Origin of the sequence: Fluctibacter halophilus (assembly GCF_020687825.1) — a bacterium.
Taxonomy (GTDB): domain Bacteria; phylum Pseudomonadota; class Gammaproteobacteria; order Enterobacterales; family Alteromonadaceae; genus Fluctibacter; species Fluctibacter halophilus.
This window is the reverse complement of sequence record NZ_JAJEWP010000001.1, coordinates 208,057-227,630: the sequence shown is the minus strand read 5'-3', so window position 1 is coordinate 227,630 and position 19,574 is coordinate 208,057. Positions and strand designations below refer to the sequence as shown.

Here is a 19,574-nt window from a genome sequence, read left to right as displayed (position 1 = left end):
TGACCCGTCGTGTTTTCCTTGTGACGAGGTAAAAGATACGCCAATCCAAAGGGTTTACCAGTGGCATTTCGGTGAAAAAAGGCACCTGACTTAGACTAAAGTCTATAAAATGAAATAATAACGAATAAAAACAATACGTTATGTTTTTTAGTAGGCCTAAAACCCGTGATTATTCCACGTTTATCCTACACCGTTGTAGGCGATCTCTTACAAAAGAAGCAGCGTTTTGCTTACATGCCGACAACGGCGCTAGCGCTTGTGGAGAATAAAAGTGTTGGAGAAGCACGACAAACTGGTCAAGCGACAACAATCAAGCAACACATCGAACGTCAAAAGCCCGCTAAAATGGGCGTCGAATGCGTGCTCAAACGTCGGGGCATTACGACGATCGCTTAGGTTCGCGTAGCGATCTACTCTGACAGAGTTTCATCCGCCACTTGCGGACGGGGGCGAAACATCACTTCACCGGTGATATTGCCCACCTGCAATGGCCCCACATGGTCGTACTGACCATCTTCAAAAAACGACAGGCACTTGGGCAAGGTAACATACACCCCAACCCCCTGACTCTCAGGCTCTTCCAGCATCACGCTGTCAATCGCGCTCATCAGTATGTGACCGAGACCACGATGTTGATGATCCGGATGGACACCGATAAAGGACAACATATGACAGCGTTCGTCAGGCATCAGGTCGCGCACTTTTTGCTCTTTATCGACCATCTGGCGGGTACCAAAGAAACCCGCGGTCAGCAGCATCTTCAGCCGCCAATGCCAGAACCTGCCTGGCGAAAAAGCGGAGTCAGGGCTGATCAGGCAAGCCACTGCGAGCAGACGCTCCCCTTCAAACAAACCAATGATCGGTTGTCGCGACGTCCAGAACGCATTCAGTTCCTCACGGATTGCGGAGCGCAAACGGGGTTCATAACCTTCTTTATGGACCTGAAAGATGTCCATAAACAATGGGTCATCGTGATAGGCCTGATACAGAATCGATGCGGCAATCTTTAAATCTTCAGCAGTCAGGTATACCGCTTTGATGGACGATTCCAGCGCGGCACTATCGGCAGTTTGCATACGGTTCCCCTTCTTTCCCCGATTCGCACATTCACTCTACTTGATTATCGGCCGCATGTTAACATTTTGTTAACCTGACTTTTTCACTAAGCAGCTATACTTAGCAGTATGAGCAAGACGGTGCGACCGTCAGCAGATAAGGAGACCTAAGATGAATGCCACAACCCCCTCATTGAGCGACTTATTTGGACAATTGGGTCTGGCGTCAGACAGTGCTGCGATCGATCGTTTCATCGAACGACATCGCCCGCTGGATAGCAGTACACACATTCAGGATGCGCCTTTCTGGTCTGAAGCCCAGGCTTCTTTTATTCAGGGGTCATTGGTAGAAGATGCTGAGTGGGCCGAAGTGATCGACCAACTCAACATGCGTCTGAGGTAGGCTTAGATCTGGGCGTAAGCTGTATCGCCCCAGCCGATAAGACGTTCATTTTTAAACACCAGCGGTGTGCACTCGTCTTTGGTGGTCATACCGTCGCCATCATGGCGGTGAGTACGGTAAAACAATACGGTGATCTGATCGTCACCCTGCTGATACGACTCGGTAAAATCGGGTGTGCCCATTTTACGTTTGGTTGATGCCAGCGTGACGTCCAGGTTCAGATCTGCAATATAGCGACGATTGTCCTGTTCACGATCCTGCCAGTCACGGTGATAACCATAGTCATCATCGCCACCCACCGAAACAACACAACCGCTCAGCAATACAGGCAAGGTAAATACGGCAGCTAAGATGGATTTTTTCATTGGTGTTTTCCCTTATGAGTATGATAAAACCTCATTCAGCTATTCAAATATGAGGCCAACTCATAAGACATTGATGTATAAAGGAAATTTTTCAGACCCGTAGCAACCATCAATTATCGGTTGGCCATGATGACGAATTGTTTGTTTAACTGACCACTTTTGTAGAAAAAATAACAGCATGAAAAATCACGATTACATCCTCTCCTTGTGCCAGCAATTGGCGGCTCAGGGTGCAGAACCCACCGTCGCGATGATCCGCAACAAAGCCCACCGTCCGTTGGCCATCCCTGAAGTCATTGCGGTGCTAAAGCGCTGGAAGCAGGATCCTCAGGCACAGTCTTCAACAACCCTTGCTCCGGTTGAAACGGCCACCGACAGCAAACCCAGTCAAACCTGTCTGGAAAACCGGGTCACGGAACTGGAAGCCCAGGTCGAAGCCCTGACAAAGGCCGTCGCGGCTTTGACTAAGGCGCAGTAACGGTCAAACGCGCCAGAAAAGAGGCCAGATCCGGTGCCAGTGTTTCCCGTGCCGGTAAACCTACAGGTTCAAGGACAACTGCACCGGTGTCGACCTCGACACTCAAAATCAAATCCTCTTCGTCGGTCAGGGCAAAAAACAACGTATCCGGTTGTCCCAGTCGACGCTTCATCAACACATGCCCAATCAGATTCTGTTGCAACCGCTCTACGTCTTCGTCATTCCAGGCAAACAACAGTTCAACCGGTCCACGGGTATCATACACCCCAATATTGTCGCTGAAATAACCGCCGAACAACGCCTTCAGGGCGTCCGGCATGTGTATTTCAAGGGCTGATTCCAGGCCGGAAAAATCGGCTGGCTGATCACGCCTTACCGGTTGCCAGGCAACGCTTTGGCCAGACTCTGCCTGGTGACGATAGCACGGCGACTCCCATTGCGAGTCATAGTCAATGGTCAGTTCTTCACCATGCTGGCGCCGATAGTCATCCAATAACTGGTCAATGATCGCAAAAATGTCGTGTTGCATGTTGTAAACCTGTCTATTTGAACGCCGTGTCAGGGTGCGCAGACACGACGAATTACGCTACAATGGCGGCATTGTATCCGCAGTTATCCAGAAGAAGCTATCCCCATGACTGAACAGACCGATCCCCTGGCCCAATTACAACTTGGCAAAGCGGTTGAGTACGCCCAGTCCTATTCCCCTGCTTTATTGCAAGGGGTGCCCCGTTCGCTGAGCCGTGACGCGATTGGTGTCAGTGAACCCCTGCCATTTACCGGTACCGATCTGTGGTACGGCTATGAGCTGTCGTGGCTCACCCCGAAAGGCAAACCTCAGGTGGGGATCCTTGAATGCCGGGTGCCGATCACCAGCCCGAACCTGATTGAGTCCAAATCGTTCAAACTCTATCTTAACAGCCTCAATCAGCATCCGGTTGCCGACATCCCATCCCTCGAATCCCTGTTGCGTAACGACTTGTCGGCGGTTGCCGGCGCCGCAGTAGAAGTCAAGGTTTACCCACCCAGTGCATTTAATCAGTTCACACTCGGTGAACTGCCGGGTACCTGTATCGACGATGCCGACATCAGCATTGACCGTTTCGAACTTGATCCCAGCGTGCTGAAGACCTCAGCAGAGGACGTCGAAGAAACCTTGGTCAGCCATTTGCTCAAATCCAACTGCCTGATCACCAATCAACCTGACTGGGCGTCGGTCATGATCCGCTACACCGGGCCACGCATCGATCAAGAAGCATTGCTGCGTTACCTGGTGTCTTTCCGCCAGCACAACGAATTTCACGAGCAGTGCGTTGAACGGATTTTTTCCGACATTCTGCAGCATTGCCAGCCTCGGACCCTTAGCGTTTTTGCACGTTACACCCGACGGGGAGGGCTCGACATTAATCCGTTCAGAACCAATGTCGACAGCCCCATGCCAATGGCGAGAAATGCCAGACAATAGGCAAAATCTATGCTAAGAATTAAGCAAGGGGTGTTAACGTTTCTCCTTGCAGCACTAAGGTGACTAAGTTTTTAAGATCAATCACTTAGTTATTTGTATATCGACGCCGGTATGATCCTCTGATCAGTTCTCCGTGACGGGCGTGCTACAGTGCCATACCGCGATTTTTGATGGACAAGAATGAACAGAAAAACGTTCTCCAATGGACCGGCCAAGAGCGATGATGCGCGCCAGCAAAAGAAACTGCTGCAAACGCTGAAGCATCAGATTTCGCAACTATCACAGTTTCTCATTCGCCTGAGCAAGCATTATGAGGGCGTCAGTCCGGAGCTGGACAAGGAACTTCAGGTATTGCGCTCCCACCTTGGCGGGCAGTCCAATTTTGCCCTGGTCGACGTATCCATCGGCAAGCTCACCGGCCTGATCCTGCAGAACAGTGATGCGATGCGCAAATATGCCAGCAAGACCCTGTCGGTATTGGAAAATTCCGTGCGCGCCCTGCAGGAAAATCCAGCCGTGCAACCCGACGTCCTTGCCGACGCCCAACAATTGCTGCGCACCCTGCAACAGGATGGTTCGTCCGTTACCACTTCATTACCCCTGTTTGAACGGGCACTGGCGTTATACAAAGACGCGTTGGGCAATGTACCACGACAACAGCATGTCAGTCATTCAACCCAGCCTGCCGCACCGGAACAGGAGCGTATCAACGCCAAATTGCACAATGCCATCGCGATGGAACTGCAGGAACTGATCGGGCAGTTATCGGTCAGCAATAAAAACGATAAGCAGTTGAACGACATTCAACTCCAGTTAATCAAAGGTATTGACCACGAAGCGTTGCTGGAATGCTGCCTGGTGATCATTCGCGCCATCATTCGCGACGTGGTGAAAGAACGCAAACATGCGGAGAAGTTTGTCGCCGGTCTGCACAGCTCACTGCACAAAGTCAATCAGACCGTTGGCCAGTCACTGGAGGATGCCGAAGCTCACTATGCGTCGAAATCCGAGGCCAATACCGCGATTCGAGAACAGTTGCAGAACATCGAAAAAGCAGTGGATGAAAGCAGCAACCTTGACGATTTGAAGCGTCGAGCCACTGAACACCTGTCGCACATGTCGAGTGCATTGGATGACCGGCAAAACGCTGATCAGGAAGAGCAGCGCATGCTCATTGGCTTACTGGAGGAAATGAAAAATCAGCTCAGTCAATTAGAGCGGGAGACTGCGGAATACAAGCATCGCCTGCTCGAGCAGAAGTACCACAGCCATCACGATCCGCTGACTCAGGTACCGAACAGAACCGCGTATAACGAGCGGATGGAAATGGAGTTCCGCCGTTGGCAACGTCACAAAGGTGACCTGTGTCTGGCCGTCATCGATGTCGATCATTTCAAAGGGATCAACGACAACTATGGCCATGCAGCGGGGGATAAAACCCTTCAGGTCATCGCACAGAACATCAGCCGCTGCCTACGTTCAACCGACTTTCTGGCCCGTTGGGGCGGCGAAGAGTTTGTGATCATTTTCCCCAACACACCGCTACAGGATGTGCAAAAACCACTGGAAACCATTCGTCGCCATATCGAACGAATACCGTTTAAATTCAAGGAGAAGAAAGTCACCATTACGGTCTCTATTGGCAGCACCTATTTTCGCCAGGGTGATGATATCGCCAGCGTATTTGAGCGGGCCGATCGGTTGCTGTATGACGCCAAGAATGGCGGACGAAACCAATGCAAAATTGAGGAGGTCGCATCATGAAAGCGATACAATTGAATCCACTCGGCTCGATGAGCCAGCTGTCCCAGAGTGAAGCAGACCGCCTTGATCAATCGGTTGACAGTGACTTATACCAACTGTTCAGAAATTGTGCGTTGGCCGTGTTAAACAGCGGCGTCGAAGAAGACGATTTTGAGAACACGTTTTCCCCCTACAAAGACTTTGAAATCCATCTGGTTCGCCGGGAACGGGGCGTTAAACTGGAACTGGTAAACCCACCACCGGTGGCGTTTGTCGACGGTCAATTGATCCGGGGTGTGCAAGAACTGTTGTTTGCCGTGATGCGCGACATTCTGCACATGGGCGCCAAATACCAGCAACCCAACTACGACAAAATGGATCCCCGCCAACTGACTGACATGGTGTTTGATATGTTACGTCATGGTGACTCAATCAAAGTTGGCAGTGATCCCAACATGGTGGTGTGCTGGGGGGGCCATTCGATTGTTGAACACGAATACAAATACACCAAAGAAGTAGGTTATCAACTGGGCTTGCGGGAAATGAACATCTGCACCGGTTGTGGTCCCGGAGCGATGAAGGGCCCAATGAAAGGCGCCACCATCGGGCATGCCAAACAACGCTATAAAACCGGGCGCTATTTAGGCATTTCCGAACCCAGCATCATCGCCGCCGAACCCCCAAATGCCATCGTCAATGAACTGGTCATCATGCCTGACATTGAAAAGCGTCTGGAAGCCTTTGTGCGTGTTGCCCATGCCATCGTTATTTTCCCCGGAGGTGTAGGCACCGCAGAAGAACTGTTGTACTTACTGGGGATCATGTTACACAGCGACAATCGACGTCAGGTGTTACCGGTCATACTCACCGGCCCCGCAGAAAGCAAAGGCTACTTTGAGGCCCTGGACCGGTTCATCGGCGCCACCTTGGGCGAAGAAGCCCAGCACCTTTATGAAATTGTGGTGGGCGACCCGGCAGAAGTTGCGCGCACCATCCGGGACCGCCAGGACGCCGTGAGGGACTACCGCAAATCCACGGGTGATTCCTACCACTTCAACTGGTCACTGAAAATCGAGCCAGACTTTCAGCACCCCTTTGTGCCGACCCATGACAACATGGCCGCACTCAACCTGCATTTCAACCAGCCCAAAAGTGCCCTTGCAGCGAACCTGCGCCGTGCGTTTTCCGGCATTGTGGCGGGCAATGTGAAAGCCGAAGGCATTCACCAAATTAGGGAACAAGGTCCGTTCAGCATCCACGGCGACAAAGCCCTGATGACCATGATGGATGAATTGTTACAATCTTTTGTTGCACAGGGACGCATGAAATTGCCAGGATCCCACTATGAGCCGTGCTATCAGGTAATTACCTGACCGGCGTCCTTGCCAACGGTAAGGTTGTTTCAAGGTCAGAAATCGGTAAAAATGGCCAAATTCGGGGCGAATGCTCACTAGCTCGGCGTTGTGGCAACGTATACTGTCACACGCACTGAAAAGAAACCGGACACGAATGAACAGTAAAATCGTTAAGCGCATTGGACTCGGAGTCTGCCTGTATGCCGCCTTTGTTTTTGGCGTGGTAACTCTGTACCCCGACAAACCTGAAGATATGGATTGGAAGGACCGGGAAGAATACAACAAGGTTCAGATAGCCAAGCTGGAACTGGGGGTCAGTCGTCAGGAAATCCTTGCGCTGTTGGGCTCTCCGGACATCAGTGAAGCCAAGATTTCCGATGATCAAACCGTTCAGGTGATGTTTTATCGTACCCAACATAAAAAGTCAGATGGGATTACTACCCAGAACGAATGCACACCATTGCTGTTTGAAGGTGACAAACTGGTTGCCTGGGGTGATGGCGCTTACCAGAGCTACCTGGAAAACTAGCTTCGCGCTCCTGTGACTGCCTTATCGCTGTCTGGGATGCTCGATGACCTTGTGAGTGTGCAGCGAACGCTGCGCACCACAGCGCTAACCCCGGCCCACGTCAATCAAATCCTTCACCTCGCTGATGACCTCATTGGCTGCCTGAAACAATCTCCGGATCAGGTCACTGCACACCTTTTCTGGCGATTCAAAGCCCTCCCCTATGTCACCCAGCTAAGCCTGACCAGCGCGATACTGGGCGCCGTCACCGGGGTTCGCAACCAGTTCAATGACACCACCTTACAACATCTGGTTGCGGGACTACTGACACTCTACAGCTTTAATCAGGCAGAAATAGAACGCCAGGCTCGACAAGCTGATGGTGGCAACACGCGTTTTCCGCCATTACGGCCCTCATCCCGTTTACGCAGTGCATTGAGACACAGTCAGTTGGATGTCTGGGACGCCGTACTGGACATCGCCCCTTCCCTGCCATCCTGGAACGGGAGACTGTCGCCAACGGCGTTGCAACCGGTGCAACAAGTCGCTGTGTTATCCCATCGGCTGGCCCGCATGTTGCTCCCGGTGGCCGACCAACGTCGTATGTCCTGGGCTCAGGCGCTGAGCCATCTGGCCCTGCACAGCAGCCCACAATGGCGAAACTGGTTGGCGCCGCTGGTCGACTACCCAGGACTGATGCCACCAGGTTCGGTGATAAGAAATAAATCAGGGCAAACCTCGCTGGTGTTGTCTGTCGCACAGCCGGATGTGATCGTTCGTTCGCTGTCTGGCCAACAACAAGACGATATCCAGGTACACCGCTGCCAACCCACTGACAAGGGGTTGGCAACACAAAGTATCGGTCGTCCACAACGCCTGAACCAGTGGTGGGATGAGCGCTGGCAACACCAGTGTGACGCATTGCTGGGTATTACCCCGCTACAGCACAACACGTATCGGCTCGACCATCCCCCGCCGATTTTGCTCGATATCCAGACCCAACTGAGCAATCCGGTGGTGGACGTTGCCAAACTGTCCACCCTGATCAGCACAGAGGCGCCGCTTGTCAGCCATCTGCTCAACATTGCCAGTCGCCTGAACCGGGAACAACTGACGGTAAAAAGCGTACACCACGCCTTGATGGTACTGGGGTATGAGCGCGCCAATGCAGAGCTGATACAACATGCCCTGCTGCTGCGCCTCAGTCAGCACTACTTTCCATTGCAATCAGCCTTCCTGCAGTTTACCCGCTTGCGCTCAATACTGGCCCAACGGCTGGCCGGAGACGACATTACCCTGTCATTGGCAATGCCAACCCTGGCGACCTTTGCCAATACCGGGCTGTTTACCCACCCAGGATTCAAAACACGCACCCAGTGGCGCTGCCAGCAGCAAAATGCGCTGTACGACATCACCACGCTGCATGATCATACCGACAACGCGTCGCTACACAGCCATCCGCTGACATTGGCCAAAGCCTGGCAACAACCTGCCAGCAGCATCGAAGCCTTACGCCTGGCGGCAACGCCACCGCGGGAGATGAACACAAAGTCCCTGATAAAGCGTCAGGCCACCTTATTAGGGCTGAGCCTCGCTGGCGCTCGAATGGTGTATTTCGGCCACTCGCCAGATCGCCATACTGAAACGTATCTGGCCCAGGCTTTTGAAAGCCTCGACACTGATCATGAAACCTTCTCCCGCAGCCTCTTTGATGCCGCCACCGAGATTGCGGTAAATTGCCCGCTGGGACGGTGAATTTCTGGCATTTCTACCACCAAAGTGGTATAAAACGCGCCCTGATTTTTATGTCCGGTTCGGCTAAAATAGCCTAGTGCCTGCTCGCTGGCAGGCAAAGTGGCGCGCGAAACCCGCTGCTCCCCGGCTCACTTATCCACAGAAAGGAAAGCTCAATGACACAACAACGCATTACCGTCATCCGCGGTGATGGGATCGGTCCTGATATTATCGATTCCGCCCTTCAAATCCTTGAAAAAGCGGGTTGCGATTTCGCCTACGATTTTGCCGATGCTGGCCTGATGGCACTGGAAAACCACGGTGAGTTGTTGCCTCAGCAGACGTTGGACCTGATCGAGAAAAACAAAGTAACCCTGAAAGGTCCGTTGACAACCCCGGTCGGTGAAGGCTTTACCTCCATCAACGTCAGTCTGCGCAAGCGTTTCCAGTTGTATGCCAACGTGCGCCCTGTATTGTCGTTCAAAGGAACCAAAGCACGCTACGAAGACATCGATATCATTACTATCCGTGAAAACACCGAAGGCATGTACTCCGGCCTTGGACAAGTTGTCTCAGCGGACGGTAAAGAAGCTGAAGCGATGAGTAAAATTACCCGTGAAGGTGCTGAGCGCATTGTCACCTTTGCTTACGAATTGGCCCGTCGCGAAGGCCGCAAAAAAGTCACCGCCGTGCACAAAGCCAACATCCTGAAGTCAACGTCAGGCTTGTTCCTGAAAGTGGCACGGGAAATTGCAGAGCAGTACCCTGACATCGAGTCTACCGAGATGATCGTGGACAACACCTGCATGCAATTGGTCATGAACCCTCACCAGTTTGACGTTATCGTCACCACTAACCTGTTTGGTGACATTTTGTCAGACTTGTGTGCGGGTCTTGTGGGTGGTCTGGGTATGGCCCCCGGTGCCAATATCGGTAAAGACTGTGCCATTTTTGAGGCGGTTCACGGCTCTGCACCTGACATCGCCGGTAAAAACCTGGCCAACCCAACGTCGGTTATCCTGGCCTCCATCCAGATGCTCGAGTATCTCGACATGGGCGACAAAGCCGAGCGAATCCGTAACGCGCTGAAAGACGTTATCGAAAGCGGCGACCGTACCACCCGTGATCTGGGCGGCGAACACGGTACCACTGACTTCACTGCGGCAGTCCTTGAACGCCTGTAAGTGAAGTGATGGAATCAAAAAAAGCCGCCCTAGGGCGGCTTTTTTTATGCCCAACCGCTCATCCATCCTGTTCCCCACACTCACCCTTGCGGGTTGAAAACTGTACCCGATTTCACAAAACCCGACTTTCACAAAACAACCCGTGCAGATACCTTTAGTAATGAGCGCATGGAATCGCCGGGAAACACGCCGGTGGCGCTTATTCACATACAAGGAGACCCAACATGAAAAAGTATTTACCCACACTGATCATTGCGTGTGGCGTGCATTTGGCTTCATTTCCGCCCGTGCAGGCCCAGACATTGGAGGAAAAGGTTGCCGTGGCACAAACCCGCACCGCCAAGGTCAACATCAACACAGCAACCCTGATTGAATTGCAGCGACTGCCTGGCATTGGTGCCAGCAAAGCCAAAGCCATCCTCGACTACCGGGAAAGTCATGGCCCGTTCTCATCCGTCGCGGCATTGACGTCGGTGAAGGGTATCGGTGAGCGTATGGTGGCAAAGCTGGCTGATCACGCGGAAGCCAGTTAGCGGCATAAAAACAATAAAGGCCTCGAAATTGAGGCCTTTGCGTTTATCACTGCGAGCGCTTTCTAGCTCTTTTTGCTGGATTTTTCTGCCAACAGCGACTGCAGATACTGTTTGAATTCAGCCTGCAGTTCAGGGTGACGCAACGCATATTCTACGTTGGCTTTCATATAGCCCAACTTGCTGCCACAATCATGGCTCTTGCCCTTCATGTAATAGGCATCGACCTGCTCTTTGTTCATCAGCAGTGCAATGGCATCGGTGAGCTGGATTTCATCACCCGCACCGGGAGGCGTTTGTTCCAGTAAATCCCAAATCTTGCCCGACAACACATAACGACCTACGACAGCCAAATCAGACGGCGCGTCTTCCTGACGGGGCTTTTCCACCATCTGATGGATCTTTCCTGATTCGCCGGGAGCCAGAGACAGACCGTCCAGATCGACAATGCCGTATTTAGACACGTCTTCGTGGGGCACCCGTTCAACCATGATCTGGCTGACCCGGTTGGTGTTGAAACGGGCCACCATCTCGGCCAGGTTGTCTTTGTTAGGATTGCAGGCGGCATCGTCGATGATCACATCAGGCAGAACAACGGCAAACGGCGCATCGCCAACCATCGGGCGGGCACACAGAATCGCATGTCCCAGACCTTTGGCAACACCCTGACGTACATGCATGATGGTGACGTCTTTGGGCACAATGCTCTGCACCTCAGACAGCAACTGACGTTTAACCCGAGCCTCCAAGGTGGCTTCGAGTTCGAAGCTGGTATCGAAGTGGTTTTCAATGCTGTTCTTACTGGCATGGGTTACCAGAATAATTTCCCGGATACCGGCAGCAACGCACTCGGCAACAACATGTTGTATGAGTGGCTTGTCCACCACTGGCAACATTTCCTTTGGAATGGCCTTGGTGGCCGGCAGCATGCGGGTTCCCAGACCCGCTACCGGTATGACTGCTTTCTTAACTTGACTCATTACCGTGTTCCTTGACTGACAATCCACGTCCAATCGCATAGTAATGCAAACCATATTCCATCATGCGGGCAGGTTCAAACAGGTTACGCCCGTCAAAGATCAACGGTAACGACAAGCTGTTTTTGATCACTTCAAAATCGGGGGCTCTGAACGCTTGCCATTCGGTACAAATCACCAGGAAATCCGCCCCCTTCAATGCAGCTTCTTTGGTGCCACACAGGTTCAGGTCATCGCGATCACCAAAAATCCGTTGGGTTTCTTCCATCGCCTCAGGATCATAGGCTTGCACACGTGCTCCGGCCGCCCAGAGTTGCTCCATCAGGACCCGGGATGATGCCTCGCGCATGTCATCGGTATTGGGTTTGAACGACAACCCCCACAATGCTACTGTTTTGCCTGCGACATCGCCCCCAAAATGACGGGAAATGTATTCGAATAACTTTTCTTTCTGACGATAATTCACCGCCTCTACCGATTCCAGGATTTGCGCCTTGTAGCCTACGCCATTTGCACTTCGAATGAGCGCTTGCACATCTTTGGGGAAACAAGAGCCACCGTAACCACAGCCAGGATAAATGAACTGGTAACCGATGCGAGGATCGGATCCGATCCCGCGGCGGACATTTTCAATGTCTGCACCAAACCGTTCAGCCAGGTTGGCCATTTCGTTCATAAAGCTGATTTTGGTCGCCAGCATACAGTTGGCCGCATACTTGGTCAGCTCTGCACTGCGCACATCCATAACAATGATCTTGTCGTGGTTGCGATTGAACGGCGCATACAATTCACGCAGTTTTTTCTCGGCGCTTTCACTGGCTGTTCCCAAAATGATACGGTCAGGGCGCATGCAATCGTTCACTGCAGCACCTTCTTTGAGGAACTCAGGATTGGAGACCACATCAAATTGAGTGTCTTTATCCAGCGACACCAATGTATCGTTAACTTTCTGCGTCACTTTGTCCGCTGTTCCCACCGGCACCGTTGACTTGTTAATGATAACCTTTGGCGCAGTCATATACTGACCAATAGTGCCCGCCACTGCCAATACATACTTAAGATCCGCCGAGCCGTCTTCATCCGGAGGGGTGCCAACGGCAATAAAGATCAGGTCACCATGGCGGACGCCGTATTCTGCATCCGTCGTGAAATCGAGACGTCCTGACTCATGATTACTGGTAACCAGCGGCGTCAATCCCGGTTCATATATTGGGATAATCCCTTTTTTCAGGTTGTCTACTTTTGCCTGGTCGACGTCAACACACACAACATCGTGGCCCACTTCAGCCAATACAGCAGCTTGTACCAACCCAACATAACCAATACCGAAAACGGTGACTTTCAATGCTCTCTACTCCTAATCTGGTAGGGGGGCGACAAAGGTTCTAATCTAGCTCAAATGCCTGATAAATGGAAAGGCAAAGGCTGTTTTTTTCAAAAAATGCGCTGCCCTTATCACTGTGCTCGCTCACCCGAAAGGCCATATTGATTAAGCCTTGGTTCAGGCAAACAAAGTAACATTGGCATACTTGGTGCAAACATCGATTTAAAGTGCACACACATTGGGCAATCAGCGGACGCTGGCGTTGCTATGATCGGTACCCTAGATTACAATAGCTTCGCTTTTTTAGCCCATGGCACTCACGTTCACAAACTCATAACAAGCGAAGGAAATTGGCTTGATTGCTACATTTTTTTATTTTTTAGCAGCCTTCACTCTGGTATTCATGTTAGTTTTGGTGATGAGACCTGTTGCGCAAAACGTCGGTCTGGTCGACCGCCCGTGCAATCGCAAACAGCATGAGGGCGAGGTACCTCTGGTTGGGGGCCTGGCCATCTACGTAGCGATAACACTGTGCAGTTTTATCGTCACGCCCTTTGATGCCAATTATAAAATATTTTTGTTATCCACTTCGTTTATGGTTCTGATAGGTGCTCTGGACGACTATCACGACATTGATGCCCGCCTTCGCCTGATCGCACAGTTTTTGATTGGATCACTGATGGTATTTGGCGCCGATTTATACATTCACCAACTGGGCAGCATCGCCGGTGGTGATACGGTTACACTTGGCATGTGGGGTCCTTTATTCACCGTATTAGCCGTGGTTACCTGTATTAACGCGTTTAACATGACCGATGGCGTCGATGGCCTGGTAGGTGCGTTGAGCATTAATACCTTCATTTCACTGGGCATCATTGCAGTTACCAGCAGCATATACTTTGATTCTGCCGTCACTTCCATGCTCGCCGGGGCCGTCATTGCATTCCTGTTTTTTAATATTGGTCACTTTAAAAAAGGCCGCTATAAAATTTTCATGGGCGATGCCGGCAGTATGCTAATGGGACTGACCATCATTTGGTTAATCACTTTCATGACCCAGGGAGAGAACCCCGTTATGCGCCCTGTCACCGCGGTATGGCTGATTGCTATTCCGTTAATGGACATGTTCTCTGTCATGCTACGCCGTGTTGCAAAAGGTCACTCTCCGCTGCGCGCCAGCCGCGATCATCTGCATCATCTTTTCCTCGCAAGCGGTTGCTCCAACACCCGCACTACAGCCTATATTTCAGCCATCAGTGCGATGTTCTGTTTCGCCGGCATTTATCAGGAAAAACAAGGGGTTGGTGAGCACATCATGGCACAACTGTTTATTGGATTGTTTGTGATTTACAACGTGATTGTTTTCAAGCAGGACAAAAAGCTCAATATCGATTAACTAGCTTCTTCACCTTGATGCAGATTTCAAAGCGTTTGTTCGAGTTGAGCTAGCATTTTCAACGCAAGAGCTGAACGGTCAAAGTGTTTTGCTGCTTTTAAAGCGTTACTTCTATAAGTCTCGAGCGCTTGAGCGTCATCCCTTAACTTCAGTATTGCACGCGAAAGATCATTTGGATTTTCAGGTTTTACGATTATTCCTGCTTCATACTCCTCAACAATTCCAGTGATCTCTCCGCTAGGGACAGAAACGATTGTAGGCAGCCCCATTGCGAAGCACTCAAACGTTTTTGAGGGAATCACCGATTCAAACAAGGGGGAGTCTTTCAGAGATATCAGTGCCACATCACACAGTGACCAGTAGTCTGGCATGGTCTCTTTGGGTTGCCTACCCAAAATAGAAACGTTAGTTAAACCTTTTTCTACAACACTGTTTTTAAGCACTTCTACTCTTGCCCCGCCTCCTACCAGCAAAAAGTGAATATCTGAGTCTCCTTCAAGCAGTTCAGCAGACTCAATCACTTTATCAAGCCCGTGGGCCATACCGTGAGTACCGATGTACCCTACAACAAATTTGTTCTGCAACCCCAATGAAGCAAGCAACTCTTGAGACTTTTCTCGTTGCTTATACAAGGTTAAATCAACACCATTGGTCACAACGCCAATCTTGGCTCCATTTACCCCACGGTTGACTAATTCACGTTTAAACTGATTGGTAACGGCCACAATAAGTGTTGCTCGGCCATATAAAAACATTTCTATCTTCTCAAACATTTTTATAACAGCGGAACCTTCCTTCGCAGCACCAACAGCAACGAGTGAAGCTGGCCAGATATCCCTAACTTCAAATACAAACGGTCGCCTTTTTAACTTTGCTGCCGCCCACGCGGCAATAGCGGTAAAAAACTGGGGGGAAGTGCCGACTACAACATCAACCTTTCGCGCCCATACCGCAGCAAAAAAACCACTGACCATAAACGACATAAAGTCCAATATCCGTCGAAGAAACCCTTTATTTTCAGCCATGTAGGTCTTTACACGAACAACATTAATTCCCTCAACAACCGAGCGTTTGTACCAATTATTTTTGTAACCCGGATATACTTTTCCATCGGGAAAGTTTGGAGCACAAGTGATGACGGTAACCTCATGTCCTTGAGCAACCCACACTTTGCAATGTTCAAATGTTCGGGACGCGGGAGCATTTCCCTCCGGCGGAAAATTATCCGTTAAAAATAAAATATGCACTGCTAGCAATAAGTCCGATAACCATTCAAATAACCACGCCATAATGCTTTTGCAGGTACAACCGAGCGGTACTTCGTGACATACCGCCCACACCACCTAATAAGCAAAATAGCGCCCAATAAACCAAAGCGAGAGGCTGTAGCTCCGCGTATTTCCATGATCGCTGCAGACTCGACTTTTTGTCGTCCACCTTCAAAACAGGAATGAAAAACTAACGGGCGATGGATGAGCTTAAACGTCGGGCTAAACCGCCATGCATCGAGCAAAAAGTTAACTTCCTCGTTGCCAGGATACGCTGTACCTAATCCGATGTTCTCATTGAATCTCAGCGCATGTTTAACAACAAATGTTCGCTTGAACAGCAGTTCGATAGAATTCATTTGTAACAAGGTCAATTTAGTAACACGGTTTGAATCAGTATATTGCTTGTATAGACGAGTCCGATCGTGCGTGCACCCGACCCTCACTCGCAAAATATCTGCAGCGCTCGCTTGCTGGTCTAAAAAACCGACCAACCAGTTAATTTCTTCGACACCAAACTCCACATCATCATCCAACATCCAGACATAGTCGGACGCTGCAAGTTCCACAACGCGATTCCTGCTTCGACTTAATCCCGTTTTTGAGGACCAGTCCCAAACTATATTTGGATGTTTCTCAGCATACTGTTTATCTAGCACCTTCCAATTTTGAACAACCACTACAATTTCTATGTTTGGAACCCGCTCAACCTGATGTAGCAGACAACTCAACTGTTCCAGGTTTTGTCCGACTGTCGAGAATCCCAAGGTCAGGCTCAGCGGCTTTTTATCCTTTGGTATACTTGTTTTCAAATCCACTCCTGATTCTCTCACCCAGGTATGTATAGTACGCTGTCGCTACAGGCAGTAACATCAATACGAGAGGCATTCTGTGTCGGACAGCCCCCCCTAAGTAGAATTCCCATATTGAAAAAATCACCCCGACCACGATAAAAATTCGAATAAGTGGTGTTGACGCTCTTGAGCGACATAATATTGCGCCTGCGAGAACTGTCATTACAAACATAACATCCAACAGCATCAACTTCAGTTGAAAGGGATTAACACTGTGCATAACCGGCAAAGGAGACAATACGAATTGTAAAAATAATGCCGGCAAATCCAATAAAATGTCCCAATACGTCTTCCAGTCCACTTGTCCGTAAGTCATACCGGAAGCGGCGTAATGTGTCGTTCCTCTTTCTCTGAGAAAAGCAAAGAAACTGGGTTCGAAATGATACCCAGTAACCCATTCAAATACCGGGACTAGCAAGGCAAGCAACAGCCCCCCTAGCAGCGATAATTTAAACAGGCTTTTTTGCGTTGCTACTAACATCATCAGGGGGTACAAAATAACAAGTTGTGGCCGTACCATGATGGTAATGATCCCTCCGGCGATCAGCCATCCCCAACTACGATTATATTGAAATCGATATAATCCATACAAAAATAAGCCAAAGCCCAGAATCATTAAGTACTCTCGCAATGGCATCGCAATAAACATGATCGTTGAGGGGTACAGCAGGACAAGGAACAAATACAATGAATAGTTACCTGGAGTGGCTCCATAGTTTTCTCTAAAACCGCGCCAAGCCAACCAGATTAATATGCAACCTAATAGATAAACACACTGCTGCAAGTACAAAAACAATTCGATTTGAAATCCAGACAGCCACCGCAGGGGTGTACTAACCCAATAGTAAAGAATGACCCCCAAAGACGATGAGTGGATATCATTTGATTCGACAAGCTCCGCAAACCCTAACGTATCAGGAAAAAAGGGCACTAAAGGGAAAAATGTCGCCACTTTGGTGTAGAAACATAGTATTAAAAACGAGATAACTGTCGCCATTCGATCTTGATGGCGAACAAATACGCGAGTAGCCAAAATACCCAAGAATATAGAAAGCCCGATGACTACCAGACTTTCAAGAAGAACGATTTGCCATTCAAAAAAAACCGTATACGGCTTCATGAAATCACTCTGATGAAATATTTAATCAGCCCTTTAATACTTTTGAGTAACACGGTTGGCCAACGACGCAATGAAACCTGTCCCAAACTGGCACATAGGATAGCGAAACCTTCTGCCAAGTTACCGGTTTCAAATGCGATGGGCGCAAGGACTTTTGCCTGATAGTTTTTACTCGCAGTTTCGGACATATACTGTTTCATTTCTGCCAGCCAAAACTTACAGAAATCAAACGTTGCTCCCTTTTTAAACGTTGATGCACCTTTGTATCGCAACCAATTCGATACAACATGTGGAATAAATTTGAACAGATATCCATTTGCTTCAGCCCTCAAACAGAAATCATAATCCTGATGCCGAATAAATCGCTCATCAAATCCAACCGCTTTTGCCAGTGCCGAGGAACAAACGATTGTCGACGTTTGAATCAGACCTCCATGAATAAAAAGGTACTCGGCAACACTGCCACCTCCAATACCAACCTCCGGCATGATCCGACCGTGGCTTTGCTCCGGAAACTTAAAATCTACCTGACCATAGAAAACCACTCTATCGGCTTCGGGGGTACACTCAATCGCAGCTCGCATTGCAGCCAGTCGCTTGTCAGGCCAGGTATCATCCGAATCCAAAAACGCTATATATTTGCCTTTCGAGGCATTTATGCCTGTATTTCTGGCAGCGGCACCATTTAGATTTTTTTCATGTTTCAGTAACGAAAAACGTTCATCATCCAGTTCAGAGATAATCTGGGATAACCTCTCTATATCGCCAGAACAATCATCAACGACCAACACTTCAAAGTCCTGCTCACTTTGTGTAAGCAGGCTTTGTAGCGTTTTACTGATAAGGTGAGCCCTATTGTAAGTAGGTACAACAATGCTGAAAAAAGGAGTAGTACTAGCCATCTACACCACTATCGCCCCGAACGAAAAACATGAGTAAAACACCAAGAGATGCGAGCAATAACCCCGCCACACCGGCAGAAGCGGTCAACAGAGCTCGTTTAGGTGACGATCGCTTCATCGGTACGAATGGCGTTTCAACAGCTCGCAACACATAGTGCTTCGAAACCGTCGCAAGCATCTGCTTCTTTTGCTCTTGTTCAATAAGGTTGTAAAGAACGGTTTGCATGTTCTGGTTTTGTGCATTATTCGCTTTATCGGTCAGAAACAATAAATTGTCTGTATAGCGTTGAATATCCTTTTTCCTAACAAACTCATTGAAGTCTTCAACAAGGTCATTTAGCCACTTGGCGGATAATTCAGGTGAGTAAAAAACGAGTTGAAGTGTCACCAGACCAGTAATCCTATCTACGTCAACGGTAAAAAACTCTTTAAACCTTTCAACTGCTTCTAAGTAGGATGGGATTTTGGTATATGGACTAGAGACTTCTCGAGTCCAACGTTGCTCTTCAAGGTTATACACCTCGTTATCCAACTGCAGTTCACCGGTTTGGGGATTGTAGCCTTCTGCGGCAAATAACGGCACCAAGATATCTCGTTGTGCTATGAATTGTTGTAGAAAATCTTGGGATTGAATGGCTACTACATCAATTGACTTGGGATCCGTATTGGATGGTGTACCAAATGACAAACCAGCAAGGCTTGCCATTTGGCCAAGCTGAGATGATGATGAAAGCGAACCAGACTCTTCTCTGACATGCTCATAGATTCCACCCGATTCATACAGGTTCGGCAAGAAAAATGTTGTAACAGCTGTACCAAGAGCGAAAACAAACGACATGCCTATGATGAACCATTTTTGAGACCATAGGGCGTAAGCAACAAATAAAGGGTTAGTAGGAGTATTTTCTTGCAT

Annotated in this window: 21 protein-coding genes; 11 read left to right on the top strand and 10 right to left on the bottom strand. The window is 49.6% G+C overall.

All coding sequences use genetic code 11. From position 1 onward, the window contains the following. Nucleotides 1-165 precede the first annotated feature (165 nt). Entirely contained in the window at nt 166-396 is a 231-nt protein-coding gene (locus LJ739_RS01130; RefSeq protein WP_229156756.1) for a hypothetical protein, read from the top strand. Nucleotides 397-410: 14 nt separating this feature from the next. Here LJ739_RS01130 and LJ739_RS01125 read toward each other — a convergent pair whose 3' ends face one another. Next, on the bottom strand, nt 411-1,076 hold the full coding sequence (locus LJ739_RS01125) for a GNAT family N-acetyltransferase (RefSeq protein WP_229156755.1): 666 nt from the start codon (nt 1,074-1,076) through the stop codon (nt 411-413). 151 nt (nt 1,077-1,227) lie between these two features. Between LJ739_RS01125 and LJ739_RS01120 the strand changes: the two genes are divergently transcribed. After that, the gene (locus LJ739_RS01120; protein ID WP_229156754.1) at nt 1,228-1,458 is read left to right on the top strand and encodes a DUF2789 domain-containing protein; all 231 of its coding nucleotides are present in this window, start codon (nt 1,228-1,230) and stop codon (nt 1,456-1,458) included. Between the two features lie 2 nt (nt 1,459-1,460). Here LJ739_RS01120 and LJ739_RS01115 read toward each other — a convergent pair whose 3' ends face one another. After that, on the bottom strand, nt 1,461-1,823 hold the full coding sequence (locus LJ739_RS01115; protein WP_229156753.1) for a DUF3192 domain-containing protein: 363 nt from the start codon (nt 1,821-1,823) through the stop codon (nt 1,461-1,463). Nucleotides 1,824-2,001: 178 nt separating this feature from the next. Here LJ739_RS01115 and LJ739_RS01110 point away from each other — a divergent pair, with 178 nt between their 5' ends. Beyond that, entirely contained in the window at nt 2,002-2,301 is a 300-nt protein-coding gene (locus LJ739_RS01110) for a hypothetical protein (protein WP_229156752.1), read from the top strand. On the opposite strand, the gene syd is transcribed toward LJ739_RS01110, so the two are convergent. After that, on the bottom strand, nt 2,288-2,830 hold the full coding sequence (syd, locus tag LJ739_RS01105) for a SecY-interacting protein (protein ID WP_229156751.1): 543 nt from the start codon (nt 2,828-2,830) through the stop codon (nt 2,288-2,290). The genes LJ739_RS01110 and syd overlap by 14 nt on opposite strands. 105 nt (nt 2,831-2,935) lie before the next feature. Here syd and queF point away from each other — a divergent pair, with 105 nt between their 5' ends. The 7 genes from queF (at nt 2,936) to LJ739_RS01070 (ending at nt 10,823) form a co-directional block, all read left to right on the top strand. Further along, nucleotides 2,936-3,766: an NADPH-dependent 7-cyano-7-deazaguanine reductase QueF gene (gene queF / locus LJ739_RS01100; protein ID WP_229156750.1), complete on the top strand. Its 831-nt coding sequence runs from the start codon at nt 2,936-2,938 to the stop codon at nt 3,764-3,766. Nucleotides 3,767-3,946: 180 nt separating this feature from the next. Further along, nucleotides 3,947-5,530 carry a sensor domain-containing diguanylate cyclase gene (locus LJ739_RS01095; RefSeq protein WP_229156749.1) on the top strand — a complete coding sequence of 528 codons (1,584 nt, stop codon included), beginning with the start codon at nt 3,947-3,949 and terminating at the stop codon, nt 5,528-5,530. After that, nucleotides 5,527-6,882 carry a nucleotide 5'-monophosphate nucleosidase PpnN gene (gene ppnN, locus LJ739_RS01090; protein WP_229156748.1) on the top strand — a complete coding sequence of 452 codons (1,356 nt, stop codon included), beginning with the start codon at nt 5,527-5,529 and terminating at the stop codon, nt 6,880-6,882. The genes LJ739_RS01095 and ppnN overlap by 4 nt, the downstream gene beginning before the upstream one ends. A gap of 136 nt (nt 6,883-7,018) precedes the next feature. Beyond that, nucleotides 7,019-7,393, top strand: a complete 375-nt coding sequence (locus LJ739_RS01085; protein ID WP_229156747.1) for a DUF3192 domain-containing protein — start codon at nt 7,019-7,021, stop codon at nt 7,391-7,393. Nucleotides 7,394-7,429: 36 nt separating this feature from the next. Further along, on the top strand, nt 7,430-9,127 hold the full coding sequence (locus LJ739_RS01080; RefSeq protein ID WP_229156746.1) for a hypothetical protein: 1,698 nt from the start codon (nt 7,430-7,432) through the stop codon (nt 9,125-9,127). A gap of 155 nt (nt 9,128-9,282) precedes the next feature. After that, entirely contained in the window at nt 9,283-10,290 is a 1,008-nt protein-coding gene (locus LJ739_RS01075; RefSeq protein ID WP_229156745.1) for an isocitrate dehydrogenase, read from the top strand. A gap of 224 nt (nt 10,291-10,514) precedes the next feature. Further along, a complete protein-coding gene (locus LJ739_RS01070) occupies nt 10,515-10,823 on the top strand; it encodes a ComEA family DNA-binding protein (RefSeq protein ID WP_229156744.1) in 309 nt (102 codons plus the stop codon). A 62-nt stretch (nt 10,824-10,885) separates the two neighbouring features. Here LJ739_RS01070 and galU read toward each other — a convergent pair whose 3' ends face one another. Then, entirely contained in the window at nt 10,886-11,800 is a 915-nt protein-coding gene (gene galU / locus LJ739_RS01065; protein ID WP_229156743.1) for a UTP--glucose-1-phosphate uridylyltransferase GalU, read from the bottom strand. Further along, complete coding sequence (locus LJ739_RS01060) at nt 11,787-13,142, bottom strand: UDP-glucose dehydrogenase family protein (protein WP_229156742.1); 1,356 nt, start codon at nt 13,140-13,142, stop codon at nt 11,787-11,789. Before LJ739_RS01060 ends, galU begins: the two co-directional genes overlap by 14 nt. Before the next feature lie 334 nt (nt 13,143-13,476). On the opposite strand from LJ739_RS01060, the gene wecA reads away from it, so the two are divergent. Beyond that, complete coding sequence (wecA, locus tag LJ739_RS01055) at nt 13,477-14,517, top strand: UDP-N-acetylglucosamine--undecaprenyl-phosphate N-acetylglucosaminephosphotransferase (protein WP_267494122.1); 1,041 nt, start codon at nt 13,477-13,479, stop codon at nt 14,515-14,517. A 26-nt stretch (nt 14,518-14,543) separates the two neighbouring features. Here the strand turns inward: wecA and LJ739_RS01050 are convergent, their stop codons facing one another. Genes LJ739_RS01050 through LJ739_RS01030 form a run of 5 tightly spaced genes read right to left on the bottom strand, consistent with a single transcriptional unit; the run spans nt 14,544 to nt 19,574 of the window. Then, on the bottom strand, nt 14,544-15,806 hold the full coding sequence (locus tag LJ739_RS01050) for a glycosyltransferase family 4 protein (protein ID WP_229156741.1): 1,263 nt from the start codon (nt 15,804-15,806) through the stop codon (nt 14,544-14,546). Then, nucleotides 15,767-16,597 carry a glycosyltransferase family A protein gene (locus LJ739_RS01045; RefSeq protein ID WP_229156740.1) on the bottom strand — a complete coding sequence of 277 codons (831 nt, stop codon included), beginning with the start codon at nt 16,595-16,597 and terminating at the stop codon, nt 15,767-15,769. Before LJ739_RS01045 ends, LJ739_RS01050 begins: the two co-directional genes overlap by 40 nt. Continuing rightward, complete coding sequence (locus tag LJ739_RS01040; protein ID WP_229156739.1) at nt 16,572-17,759, bottom strand: hypothetical protein; 1,188 nt, start codon at nt 17,757-17,759, stop codon at nt 16,572-16,574. Before LJ739_RS01040 ends, LJ739_RS01045 begins: the two co-directional genes overlap by 26 nt. After that, nucleotides 17,756-18,661: a glycosyltransferase family 2 protein gene (locus LJ739_RS01035; protein WP_229156738.1), complete on the bottom strand. Its 906-nt coding sequence runs from the start codon at nt 18,659-18,661 to the stop codon at nt 17,756-17,758. The genes LJ739_RS01040 and LJ739_RS01035 overlap by 4 nt, the downstream gene beginning before the upstream one ends. After that, nucleotides 18,654-19,574, bottom strand: coding sequence for a GumC domain-containing protein (locus LJ739_RS01030; RefSeq protein ID WP_229156737.1), 921 nt, complete (start codon nt 19,572-19,574; stop codon nt 18,654-18,656). Before LJ739_RS01030 ends, LJ739_RS01035 begins: the two co-directional genes overlap by 8 nt.